Annotated in this window: 10 protein-coding genes and 1 pseudogene; 9 read left to right on the top strand and 2 right to left on the bottom strand. The window is 62.3% G+C overall.

Going from position 1 to position 12,512, the window contains the following annotated elements; translation table 11 throughout:
* Window positions 1-10: 10 nt before the first annotated feature.
* Window positions 11-493: an Lrp/AsnC family transcriptional regulator gene (locus AC3WQR_RS27080; protein ID WP_492744895.1), complete on the bottom strand. Its 483-nt coding sequence runs from the start codon at window positions 491-493 to the stop codon at window positions 11-13.
* 141 nt (window positions 494-634) lie between these two features.
* Between AC3WQR_RS27080 and glmS the strand changes: the two genes are divergently transcribed.
* Window positions 635-2,515: a glutamine--fructose-6-phosphate transaminase (isomerizing) gene (glmS, locus tag AC3WQR_RS27075; RefSeq protein ID WP_062481190.1), complete on the top strand. Its 1,881-nt coding sequence runs from the start codon at window positions 635-637 to the stop codon at window positions 2,513-2,515.
* An 81-nt stretch (window positions 2,516-2,596) separates the two neighbouring features.
* Here glmS and AC3WQR_RS27070 read toward each other — a convergent pair whose 3' ends face one another.
* On the bottom strand, window positions 2,597-3,523 hold the full coding sequence (locus tag AC3WQR_RS27070) for a LysR family transcriptional regulator (protein WP_492744893.1): 927 nt from the start codon (window positions 3,521-3,523) through the stop codon (window positions 2,597-2,599).
* A gap of 122 nt (window positions 3,524-3,645) precedes the next feature.
* Between AC3WQR_RS27070 and AC3WQR_RS27065 the strand changes: the two genes are divergently transcribed.
* The 8 genes and pseudogenes from AC3WQR_RS27065 to AC3WQR_RS27030 all read left to right on the top strand — a co-directional run.
* On the top strand, window positions 3,646-4,632 hold the full coding sequence (locus AC3WQR_RS27065) for a tripartite tricarboxylate transporter substrate binding protein (protein WP_492744891.1): 987 nt from the start codon (window positions 3,646-3,648) through the stop codon (window positions 4,630-4,632).
* 32 nt (window positions 4,633-4,664) lie between these two features.
* Complete coding sequence (locus tag AC3WQR_RS27060; RefSeq protein ID WP_492744889.1) at window positions 4,665-6,350, top strand: carboxylesterase/lipase family protein; 1,686 nt, start codon at window positions 4,665-4,667, stop codon at window positions 6,348-6,350.
* A gap of 4 nt (window positions 6,351-6,354) precedes the next feature.
* The gene (locus AC3WQR_RS27055; RefSeq protein ID WP_492744887.1) at window positions 6,355-7,770 is read left to right on the top strand and encodes a dipeptidase; all 1,416 of its coding nucleotides are present in this window, start codon (window positions 6,355-6,357) and stop codon (window positions 7,768-7,770) included.
* Window positions 7,771-7,904: 134 nt separating this feature from the next.
* A complete protein-coding gene (locus tag AC3WQR_RS27050) occupies window positions 7,905-8,912 on the top strand; it encodes an alpha/beta fold hydrolase (protein WP_492744885.1) in 1,008 nt (335 codons plus the stop codon).
* A 149-nt stretch (window positions 8,913-9,061) separates the two neighbouring features.
* On the top strand, window positions 9,062-10,117 hold the full coding sequence (locus tag AC3WQR_RS27045) for an AraC family transcriptional regulator (protein WP_492744883.1): 1,056 nt from the start codon (window positions 9,062-9,064) through the stop codon (window positions 10,115-10,117).
* A 304-nt stretch (window positions 10,118-10,421) separates the two neighbouring features.
* Window positions 10,422-11,636, top strand: a complete 1,215-nt coding sequence (locus AC3WQR_RS27040; RefSeq protein ID WP_492744881.1) for a porin — start codon at window positions 10,422-10,424, stop codon at window positions 11,634-11,636.
* 188 nt (window positions 11,637-11,824) lie between these two features.
* Window positions 11,825-12,220 (top strand): LysR family transcriptional regulator, encoded by a 396-nt coding sequence (locus AC3WQR_RS27035; RefSeq protein WP_492744878.1) that lies wholly within the window; start codon window positions 11,825-11,827, stop codon window positions 12,218-12,220.
* A gap of 188 nt (window positions 12,221-12,408) precedes the next feature.
* Window positions 12,409-12,512, top strand: a pseudogene (locus tag AC3WQR_RS27030) (branched chain amino acid aminotransferase); the annotation flags it as partial.

The following is a 12,512-nucleotide window of genomic DNA, read 5'->3' as shown; positions in this document are numbered from 1 at the left end:
GGAGCCTGCGTCAGCCCAGTGGCACGCGGGCCCCGAACTTCGCGCGCTTGAGGCTGAAGAACGCCTTCACGTTGCGCACGTTGGCGTCGGCCGTGAACAGCCGCTGCGTCAGCGCGCCATAGCTGGGCATGTCGCGCGCCACCACCACCAGCACGAAATCGGGCCCCGGCGACACGCGCCAGCACTGCTGCACCGCGTCGTCCGCGATCACGCGGGCCTCGAAGGCGTCGAGCGCGGCGGCGTCCTGCCGGTCGAGCGAAATCTCCACCACCGCCTGCAGGCCGTGGCCCAGCACCGTGGCGAGCCGGTCGGGCGAGAGCAGGGCGACCTGGCGCTCGATGAGCCCTTCCTGCCGCAGGCGCTGCACGCGGCGCAGGCAGGTCGGCGGCGAGATGCCCACCTCGGCCGCCAGGCGCTGGTTGGTCTGCGAGGCGTCGTTCTGGAGCGCGTCGAGCAGCTTGAGGTCGATGGCATCGAGGGAGATTGATTCCATATGGGTTGAAATTATGGAATAAAACTCCATCTGTGCGTTTGGGTGAAATAAAAGTCCGAAATCGAGGAAATTTAGACGCCATATTTCTTGGGCGTCTACCTACCATCGAGCCCTTCTGTTCTTCAAGACAAGGTACATCCTATGTGCGGCATCGTCGGCGCAGCCTCCCATCGCGACATCGTTCCGGTCCTGGTCCAGGGCCTTCAGCGGCTCGAATACCGCGGCTATGACTCCTGCGGCGTCGCGGTGCATGCCGGCGGCCTGAGCCGCGCACGCACCACCTCGCGCGTGGCCGACCTGCTGACCCAGGTGCGCGACGACAAGGTCGAAGGCCTCACCGGCATCGCCCACACGCGCTGGGCCACCCACGGCGCACCGGCCGTGCACAACGCGCACCCCCACTTCAGCCACGGCGTCGGCGCCGACGCGCCCGCCGCGCGCCCGGGCCGCATCGCGCTCGTGCACAACGGCATCATCGAGAACCACGAGCCGCTGCGCGCCGCGCTCGAGGCCAAGGGCTACGTGTTCGAGAGCCAGACCGACACCGAGGTCATCGCCCACCTCGTCGACAGCCTCTACAACGGCGACCTGTTCGAAGCCGTCAAGGCCGCCGTGCTGCAGCTGCATGGTGCCTACGCCATCGCCGTCATCTGCCGCGACGAACCGCAGCGCGTCATCGGCGCGCGCGCCGGCTCGCCGCTGATCCTGGGCGCCGGCAAGGACGGCACCGAGAACTTCCTGGCCAGCGACGCGATGGCACTGGCTGGCGTGACCGACCAGATCGTGTACCTCGAAGAAGGCGACGTGGTCGACCTGCAGCCGGGCAAGTACTGGATCGTCGACAAGAACCACAAGCCCGTCACCCGCACCGTGCGCACCGTGCACGCCCACAGCGGCGCGGCCGAGCTGGGCCCGTACCGCCACTACATGCAGAAGGAAATCTTCGAGCAGCCGCGCGCCATCGGCGACACGCTCGAAGGCGTGGAAGGCATCGTGCCCGAGCTGTTCGACGGCATCGGCCAGGACGGCGCCACCGGCGCGAGCGCGCACCGCGTGTTCCAGGACATCGACAAGATCCTCATCCTGGCCTGCGGCACCAGCTACTACAGCGGCTGCACCGCCAAGTACTGGCTCGAGAGCATCGCGAAGATCTCTACCCAGGTCGAGATCGCCAGCGAGTACCGCTACCGCGACTCCGTGCCCGACCCCAAGACGCTGGTCGTCACCATCAGCCAGTCGGGCGAAACCGCCGACACGCTGGCCGCGCTCAAGCACGCGCGCTCGCTGGGCATGGAACAGACGCTGACCATCTGCAACGTCGCCACCAGCGCCATGGTGCGCGAGTGCAAGCTGGCGTACATCACGCGCGCCGGCGTGGAGATCGGCGTGGCCTCGACCAAGGCCTTCACCACCCAGCTCGCGGGCCTGTTCCTGCTCACGCTGGCCATCGCGCAGTCCAAGAACCGCCTGAGCGCGCTCGACGAAGCGCGCTACCTGAAGGAAATGCGCCACCTGCCCGTCGCGCTGCAGTCGGTGCTGGCGCTCGAGCCGCAGATCATCGGCTGGGCCGAAGACTTCGCGCGCAAGGACAACGCCCTGTTCCTGGGCCGCGGCCTGCACTACCCGATCGCGCTCGAAGGCGCGCTCAAGCTCAAGGAAGTGACCTACATCCACGCCGAGGCCTATGCCGCCGGCGAACTCAAGCACGGCCCGCTCGCGCTCGTCACCAGCGAGATGCCCGTGGTCGCCGTGGCGCCGAACGACGCCCTGCTCGAAAAGCTCAAGAGCAACCTGCAGGAAGTGCGCGCCCGCGGCGGCGTGCTCTACGTGCTGGCCGACGGCGACACGCAGATCGCCAGCGGCGAAGGCCTGCACGTGATCCGCATGCCCGAGCACTACGGCGCGTTGTCGCCGCTGCTGCATGTGGTGCCGCTGCAGCTGCTGGCGTATCACACGGCGTGTGCGCGCGGGACCGACGTGGACAAGCCGCGGAACCTCGCGAAAAGCGTGACGGTGGAGTGAGGGCGAGGGGTGGTGCGGCGCTTGGCAGCCCGCCGTTCCCCAGCGAACTTTGCTGGCTCCACCGCGCCCGTTCGCGGATCGCTATTTGCCGTTGAGCTCTGCTTCGGCGCGCGCAAGGTCGGCGCAGAACGAGCGGACCAACTGAAGTGGCGGTGCTTCGGTTCGACCTTCCAGTGTGATGAAGGTGAATTGGGCATTGAGCTGCGTGAGGGGATGAAGATGCAGCTCGACCAACTCCCCGGTTTGTAGAAGCGCGCGTGTGGCGGCAAGCACACCGAGGAAGATGGCGTCGCTATTGCGTACGGCCTCTATCAGCGCGCCAATCTCGTCGGAAGAAACATGCAGCCATCTCTGCGGATTGGCCTGGCTCCCATGGCGCTCGACAAGCAGGCGCGTCACGTCATCGCTCACTCCTGTCGAGATCATCGGGTATCGAGTGAGGTCCTTGAACGCCAGGGGCTGCTCACGTTGACGGGCGAGCGGATGCTGACGGCGGCATACAAAGCCCGAACGCATCATGGGCAGTACATCGATGCGCAAATCTTCGCGCGGCAAGACGGCGCGGTACGTCAGCACCACCGCATCCACAGCGCGTGAGCGCAATGCTGCGAGTTGATGGTCTGCGCCGCCACTGCTCAGGTGCAGTCCGACTTGGGGAAAGTTGCGCAGCATATGGGTCAAGAGCGGTGCAGAAAAGAGTGCGCTGGGCGCCCCGCCAAGTCCAAGTTTCACCGAACCGCTGAGCCCTTCGTTCAGCAATGTTGCGGAACGCTTCAGCTCGTGCGCTTCCATTGAAATCTTCTTCGCACGCACCAGGACCATTTCGCCGAAGGGCGTGAGTTCGTTGCGCTTGCCGATGCGATCGACAAGTTGCATGCCGAGCTCCTCCTCGAGCATCCGGATGCTGCGGCTGAGCGCGGGTTGGCTCAGGTGCACCTTCTCGGATGCGCGACTGAAAGAGCCGGTTTCGGCCAGTGCCAAGAGATGGTCGATCTGCTGGAGGTTCATGGCGACGCGCGTCACAAGAATGCAATCTGCTCATGGTAACGAGAAAAACAATGCATTGGACTGATTTGAAGCGGATTCCTAGCATTCATCACTCGCCCCACATACCACCAAGGAACTACCTCATGAAGCGTCTCGGTCAATGGCTATCGGTGCTCGCGCTGCTCGGCGTCAGCGTGCTTGCAGTGGCGGAGGAAAAATACCCCTCGCGGGTGGTCTCGATGATGGTCCCCTACGCAGCCGGTGCGGCGAGCGACTTCACCGCTCGCACGTTGAACGACCTGATCGCCAAGCAGTTGGGCGGTCAGGTGATCGTGGAGAACATGCCCGGTGCGAGCGGTGCGATCGCCGCAAGCAAGGTGCTGGCTGCGCCTGCCGACGGTCATTACATCTTCCAGGGCTCGCCGAACGAACTCATCCTCGCGAGCCTGGTGAACAAGAGCACACGCTACAAGTCGGAAGACTTCCAGTGGGTCGCTCCGGTGGCCGTGTCGCCGTTGGTCATCGTCGTCAATGGCTCGCTCCCCGCCCGCACACTCGACGAACTGGTCGAGCTCGCGCGATCACGCAGGGACACGCCACTTTCCTACGGAACGCCCGGCACCGGCACTCTCTATCACCTGCTGGGAGAGCTGTTCACCAAGCGCACGGGTGCACCGCTGACCCACGTACCGTACAAGAGCGGCGCCACGCTCGTTCAGGACCTCATGGGCGGGCAGTTCGACTTTGCCTTCCTGCCGTACCAGTCGTTCTACATGGACTATCAAAAGCAGGGACGCTTGAGAGTCATCGGAGCGCTCTCCGCAGGCAAGAGTCTCCCCCCGCCGTTCAATGCCGCGCAGTCCGCCGCAGACAGCAAGTTCATGAAGGACTTCAACTTCACCATCTGGACCTCGTACATGGTGAAGAAGGGAACGCCCAAGCCGATTGTCGAACGGCTGAATTCCGCCATTGCTGCTTCCCTCAAAGATCCGCATGCACGTGCGCAACTTGAGTTGCAAGCCAAATCCATCTTCGAGCCGATGAGCGTCGAAGCAGGAGAGAAGTTCTACGCATCCGAGGTCGACCGCTATCGCGAGTTGATCAAGACCGTGGGCTACGAGCGGCAATGAACCCTGCTCACTCAAGGAAAGAAGGAGCAATCATGAAGACAACACGAAAGAGCTGCCTGGCGATGGTCCTTGCAGTGACGCTGTCTGCTTGCGGTGGCGGCGGAGGCAACCCGGGCACTGCCGGGGGCATCGCCCTGCCGCCGTCGACGGGGGGCGCTCCGGCGACACCGGTTGCCGGCAGCGCACCACCTGCAGTGAGCGACACGATCGCGGCCACCACCGAAGGCCAGGTGGCAGGTGTCGCGAGCGCGGGCATGGTGTCCTTCCTTGGCATCCCCTACGCGCAGCCGCCTGTCGGCGCCTTGCGTTGGGCACCCCCGCAGCCGCCCTCCGCGCACGCAACGACCCTGCAGGCCACTGCATTTGGAAGCGCCTGTCTTCAAGGGACTTCTTTTGCGTCGTCGTCATCGGAAGATTGCCTCTACCTCAACGTATGGAAGCCAGCAGGTACGAAACCCGGCGACAAGCTGCCGGTGATCTTCTATATCCACGGGGGCGCATTCACGCTGGGGTCCGGCGAGATGGGGCCCAGCCCACTGGCGAGCCGCGGCGTGATCGTCGTCGGCATCAATTACCGACTCGGTGCACTCGGCTATCTTGCGAACAAGGCGCTGCGCACGGCCAACAAGGACGGCAGCCTCGGCAACTTCGCCGTGATGGATCAGCTGGCCGCATTGGGCTGGGTGCAAAAGAACATCGCGGCCTTCGGGGGCGATGCCGGGAACGTGACGCTCTGGGGCACCTCGGCGGGCGCGACGCAGAGCTTCTCGCTGCTGCAATCTCCGAAGGCCAAGGGCTTGTTCCAGCGGGCGGTGATGCAAAGCGGCGGCGCCGCGGAGTTTTCCAACCCGAGCATGGACACGTCGCTTGCCGTGGGTGATGTCGCTGTGAAGAACATGGGATGCGGCGCCGCGGCCGATGTGGTCGCTTGTCTGCGGGGGTTGCCCGCTTCGGCACCGCTGGCTCAAGGCGGCCTGAAGTGGCGGCCCACGGTGGACGCGCAGATCATCACGCAGGTGCCGGCACGGGCCTTTGCGACAGGCAACTTCAATCAGGTTCCAGTGATGATCGGCGGGGTGTACGACGAAGGGACGCTCTTCGTCGACCCCAAGCTGAGTGCCGACTACTACGCGCTGTACCTGCGCGGGCTGGCACCTGCAGGCTACGACACCACCGCCATCGAGGCCGCCTATCCGATCGGCAACTACGCCGTCCCCGCGCAGGGGGTTGCACGCGCAAGCGGCGACGCAATGTATGCCTGCGGCAACAGTTCAAGGCGCGATGCGCTCGCGGCCTGGGTGCCGGTGTACGGCTGGGAAATGGCTGATCCGCAGCTGTCGTTTCCATCGAGTCCGAAGGGCTTCTACTTCGGTTCCTTCCACGGCATGGACAGTTTCTATTTCACCGACACGGTCGATTCTCTGGGCGCATACCCGTACTTCGATCCAGGCAAGGCAACACCCGACGCGACCACCACCGCACAGCGCAAGGCGCTGTCGGCGCAGATGATCGCGTACCTGCTCAACTTCGCGAAGAACGGCGACCCCAATGGCGATGGTCGCAATGTCCCGACACGCTGGCCGCGCTTCATGGGGCCTTCGGACCGCGCATTGATCAACTTCACCTACCCGGTCATCCAGACATCGAGCAACGTGTTCGAGCACACGCACAAATGCGACACGCTGTGGGGGGCGGATGTTTTCCCTCCGTTGTATTGAAGCCATGAAATCCGACAACACAATGACCCATCAAGACGTCCTCGACGACCTCGAGTTCCGCCATCCCGCGATCCTCGATTGGCTCAAGTCGTTTCTTCGCATCCCGAGCGTGAGTGCCGATCCGTCGTTCGGGGAAGGGATGCACGAGGCGCGTCGCTTCCTCATCGATCGGTTGAACCAGATCGGGCTCGACAACGTGCAGTTGCTGGAAGGCGGCGGCGAACCCGCGGTCTATGGTGAGTGGAATCGAGCACCAGGCAAACCGACACTGATGATCTATGGTCACTACGATGTGCAACCGGCCGATCCCATCGAACTGTGGGCGACACCGCCCTTCGAACCGACCGTCGTGGACGGCCGGATCTATGGGCGGGGCACCTCGGACGTCAAAGGCTCGACGACCATCGCGCTCGAGGTGATCGCCTCCTTTCTTTCCGTGCAGGGAAGTTGCCCCGTGAACATCAAGGTGTTCCTCGAGGGCGAAGAGGAGACAGGCAGTCCCAGCTTGCGTACGCTTGCCCATCGCCATCGAGAACTGTTGAGGGCGGATGCGGTGATTTCGGCAGACGGTGGCCGCGCGAGCCCAAGTGTTCCGACGATCAACACCGGTGCGCGCGGGGTCGCACAGCTTGAAGTGCGCTTGCGCACGGCAAGCAAGGACCTTCACTCCGGACGCTATGGGGGGGCTGTGCGCAATGCGGTGCACGAGATGGCACGGCTCACTGCTTCGCTCCATGAGGTGGATGGTGCGGTCGCTGTCGACGGTTTCTACGATCAGGCGGTTCCACCTGGCGCCAGGCAGCGCGCCGATACCGCCGCGTTTCCGTACGACGAGGCAGCCTACTTTTCAGACGTCCAGGGCGTTGCGCATGGAGAGCCGACCTACTCTGCACGCGAGCGCGTGACCTTGCGCCCGTCGCTGGACATCAACGGCCTGTGGGGGGGCTACACCGGCAGCGGCCTCAAGACCATCATTCCCTGCGAAGCGTCTGCCAAGATGACGGCGCGCGTGGTGGAAGGGCAAGACGCGAATGAAGTCATCCAAGCGGTGCTTCGACACTTGCAGGCGCAGTGTCCTGCAGGGTGTCATCTTGATGTGGTCACGCTGAGCGAGGGGTCTCCGGCATCGACCATTCCGCCCGAACACCCTCTGGTGCGTGCTGCCGAAGCGGTGCTCCAACGCGAGACCGGACGCCAGGCCATTCACGTACGGCTGGGGGCGACGGTGCCTGTGACTTCACTCTTCAAGGAAGTGTTGGGAATCGACACCCTGATGTTCGGCTACAACCTTCCGGACGAAGACGTGCACGCACCCAATGAGTTTTTCAGGCTGAAGTCCATGCGTGATGGCGCCAAGGCATGGGCGCTGCTGCTTGGCGAGCTGGGCAACCACTCGCCGGCTTCGTTCCACTCTCGCTAGCACGGTCACGCAGCGTCTGCAAGAAAAGACGTTGCACTCCCAGATGAGGCATGCCCGCGGCACCCACAGGTGCGTCGCGGTGGCCTCGTCGCGTTCATTGGCTCAAGACATCCGAAGGACCCAGAGGGAATCTCATGACATCAAACGAAACGAAAACGATCTCCAAGCGGGGCTTTCTTGCCGGTTCGTTGGCAGGCAGCCTTGCTTCGCTCAGCCTGGCCGCTTGCGGAGGTGGTGGACAACAGGACGCCATTTCGTCGGGCAACGGACGTCTGGCTCCGTTGCCGACCATTGTGCTGATACACGGCTCCTTGCACGGTGCCTTTTGCTGGTCGAGAGTGACGCCCTTTCTTGTCGAAGCCGGCTTCAAGGTGTTGGCCATCGATCTCCCGGGCTGTGGCCTCAACGGTCGATTCCCGGTGTCTTCCTATGCCAGGCCATTCGACCCCAGCGCATACAGCGCCGAGCTGTCGCCCGTCGCCTCGTTGACTCTGGCGGACTATGCGCAGTACGCCGGAGGCATCGTCGATCGCTTGTACGCGAGTACCAATGAACCACTGGTTCTCGTCGGACACAGCCTGGGAGGCATTACGCTGAACGCGGTTGGTGAAAGCCGTGCCTCGAAGATCCGCAATCTGATCTACGTTTCCGCTGTGATTCCGGCGTCCGGCGAATCGGTTGGAGAGTGTCTGTCCAGCAAGAGCGCCTTCGCCGAGTCCTATGTCGCCCAAGGAAAGAATGGCAGCGTCCGCCCGACGGCAGACATAGGAGCCGGGCGGTTCGACCTGAATACGCCGGACCCGGCGGTGCGGTCTGCCGTCAAGAATGCGTACTGTGGCGATGTGTCCGATGAAGACTTTCTTGCGTGGGCCAACATGCTGGTACCTGACGATTCGAGAGGGCCCCAGAACGGGAAGACGGTCTTGACGGCCTCGAACTGGGGAAGCATTCCGCGCTCCTTCATCAAGTGCATGAAGGACAAGATCATCCCTCCAGGGTTGGCGGATCAGATCATGGCCGCCCTCGACAAGTTCGCCCCCGACAACAAGACAGTCGTTGAAACGCTGGACGCCAGCCATTCGCCATTTCTTTCCAGGCCCAAGGAACTGGCCGAGTCGATCGCCCGCCTGGCGCGTCGGTGAGGCATCAACCGGCTCGGATCATCCCGTTCGGAAAGCGGAGGTTCGACGCCGGGTTGACAACACCCTCCGCGAGAGAGCAATGCTTCGGGCGACGCAGATGGATCAGTTTCCTGTTGCATCGAGCGCGTTGAATCGTCAAAGGGCAGAGCGTGCAATCAAACAGCCGAGGCCATGAACAGCGGGAAAGAAGTTGCCATCCCATTTGCCCATCCGGTCTACATCCGAGGCATCCTGGACTGTCTGAACAGTCTGGGTGTGCGCCCTGGCGCCGTGCTTCTCCGTGCGGGCCTGGCCTGGCCTGGCAGGATCTGCGCGATGGCGAGCACATGGTGGATTTTTCCGTGTTTCGCAAGCTCGTCATCCACGCCATCCATTGCAGCGGAGAGCCGGCGCTGGGCTTGATCGCCGGAGGCATGATCCAGCCCTATCACACCCAGGTTGGCATCGCGGCGGTGACGTCCGAGAACCTCGGTCAGAGCCTTGAACTCCTTGGTCAATACGGAAGACTGATCTTCGGGGGATTCGAGTTCGGGCTTGAGAGTGCTCAAGGATGGAGCACGCTCAAGGCAAGGTCGATTCGACCCTTGTGCGACACACATCTCTTCGTTGTCCACTCGATCGTTGGTGCGTACTGCCGTTTGTTGGAGGCGATCCTGGGCAGGCCTGCGCACGAGCTTGTCGTGGGTCTGCCGTACCCGCGTCCAGCGAGTCGTGACCTCCCGGTTTCGAATCATGTGCGAGTGATCGAGTTCGGGTATCCGTGCCTGACGTTCCACCTGCCGGTTGGATTGCTCCAATCACCCTGTCCCTCCGCCAACGCCGGTGCCTTTCTGGTGGCCCTGCAGGCTTGCAGGAAACTGGCATTGGAACGTTCGCATGGCACCTTCGTGCAGCGTGTTCGCCAAGCACTTCTGGAGCAGTTGATCTTCAATCCGGATGTCAATGATCTGGCGGTGAACATTGGCGTCACGAAGCGCACGCTGGCTCGAAGGCTTGCAGATGCTGGCGTGACCTACTCCGACATCAAGGAAGACTTGCGCAGGACGCATGCCGCCTGGTACTTGCAGCATACCGAGCTGTCAATTGAAGCCATTGCGTCACAGCTTGGATATGGGGACCCTACAAATTTCAGTCGCAAGTTCAAGCACTGGTATCGAACAACGCCAAGCAAGATGCGGCAGAGGTCGCGGATCGACTCGCGATGAGATCGAGGACGCAAGGGGCGTTTCATTGGGAGGAGATTTCTGCATGGAAGTGCGCCAGAGCGAACGAATCCATCGGCGATGCGTGTCTTTGGAGTTTGTAGTGACGCGGCAACAAGAGAAACAACTCTGCGGGACGAAGTTGCATGGTTGATGTGGAAGTTTGCATGACCTGCTGCTTCTCTTTTGGATGAGTCCGATGGAATAGCGACAACTTCCTGAACGGAGGTTGCGGTGCGATAGGAGCACGTGGTGTTGGTCACCGAATGCCGATCGAACCCGCTTGTTTAACCTTGGAGAAAATTCAATGAAAAAATCCCTCGTTGCTTTGGCCGCTCTGGCCCTTGCAAGTGCCGCATCGGCTCAATCGTCCGTCACTCTGTTCGGTGTGGTGGATGCCTCTGTCAGTGGTTTTTCCAACAAGGCCACAAACGTACTGGGGCAGAGCATCACGACCAAGCAAACGGTTCTTCGCAACTCTGCCTACAACGCCAGCAGGCTGGGCTTCCGTGGAACGGAAGACCTGGGTAACGGATGGGCCGCCAGCTTCTGGCTCGAAGCTCCGATCACCAACGACGATGGGCAGCAGGGCGTGTCGACTTTCGCTCGACGCTCGACGGTGAGCCTTTCGGGCGGATTCGGTGAAATCCGTCTGGGTCGTGACTACACCCCCACTTTCTGGAACGACACGGTGTTCGACCCGTTTGGAACCAACGGCGTGGGTACCAACCTGATCTTCGTCGCCAACAATTCGTTCGGGGCATTCAATGGACCGGCCGCCGCGCCAGTGCCCGGCATCACGAACGTGACGGGCAACAACACGACCCGAGCCAGCAACACGATCGGCTACTTCCTCCCGCCGAACCTGGGTGGGTTCTACGGTCAGGTGATGTACGGCTTCAGCGAGCAGGTCAAGTACGACGCCGGCCGCTTCACGCCTGCAGGCACCAATAATGCGCGCGCTGGCCGCTACGTCGGTGGCCGCTTCGGCTACGGCAACGGCCCGTTGGATGTGGCGCTTTCTTATGGCAGCAGCACGATCGGTGACGACTTCTATGCGGGCACGACGACCAAGGTCAATACGCTGAATGTCGGCGCTTCATATGACTTCGGTCCCGTCAAGCTGTTCGGTGAGCTGTCGAAGGCCAGGAACAAGATCGACTATGAAGTCACACCGTTGGCAGGTGCCCGCCCTGACATCGATCTGACCGGGTATCTGCTGGGCGTGACCGTGCCGGTCGGCGCCGGTCTTGTCCGTGCCGCCTGGTCGCACGTCAGGTTCGACCGCAACTTGCCATTCAATCCGTTCGTCGTGAGCCCAGCCGATCAGAAGGCCACCAAGCTGGCGCTGGGCTACGTGCACAACCTGTCGAAGCGCACGGCGTTGTACGCAACGATCGCTCGCGTCAGCGACAAGAACGGTGCGAATCCGAGCGTCGGTGGGCCGGGCTTCAGCAGCAATCCGGCGTTCACACCCAAGACTTCGACCGGCTACGACGTCGGCATCCGTCACGCTTTCTGACGCGCATCGATCTGAGCCAGCTTCGAAGTGGAAGACGGGAGGGCCATCCATCGAAAGATGAACGCTTCTCTCGTCTCACTCGACGCGAGGCGCACCGCTGCGGCATCCGTCGCATGCGTTCTTGCTGTGCGTCAGCGGAATCTCGGGCTACCGCTGGAACGACGTTGATGGTTGGAGGCCAAGTCCCAATGCAGGAACACATCCCCAAAGGACAGGCCATGGAGACCGCACTTGATCTCAACGACCTGCGCGTTTTTGCCTGCGTCGCTTCTCTGGCCAGCTTCTCCCTGGCAGCCGATGCCTTGAAGGTCCACAAGTCGAGTGTGAGCAGGAGCATTGCCCGGCTCGAAGCGTTTCTGGAGAGTCCATTGCTTCAGCGCACGACGCGCAAAGTTCGACTGACCCGGCGCGGCCTAGCCTTGAACGCGCGTTGCGTTGAGATCCTGTCCCGCATCCATGAAACCGTCCGCGATGTCGGCAATATCGAAGAAGACACACCCGGGCCCGGCGGGCCGGGGCAGGGATGCAGCCGCGGCGATTCGGAAGAGGAGCGTGTTTCGTTGCATGCGCAGGGTCTATGGTGATTACAAGAACAATGCATTGGACGGATGGTTGGGCGGTTCATAGCATCCATCTACGTCGTACTCACTGCTTTGTACGCCGCCCTTCCCACGGCGAACCGCCGACTTCCGGAGCGGGCTTGGCGAAGCGCTCAGCGGACTCACTCCACATTGCATCAAGCACTCAATACCCGTACTTCTTTGAGGAACAAATGAAACCGATTTCCCCTGTGTTGGCAGACCGTGACGGCAAGATCTGGATGGACGGCGAACTCGTGGACTGGCGCGACGCCAAGATCCACGTGCTGAGCCACAC

The organism is Variovorax sp. FW305-3-2-15-B-LB1 (genome assembly GCF_058787635.1).
The sequence above is the reverse complement of the archived record's forward strand: the minus strand, read 5'-3'. Positions and strand labels throughout refer to the sequence as shown.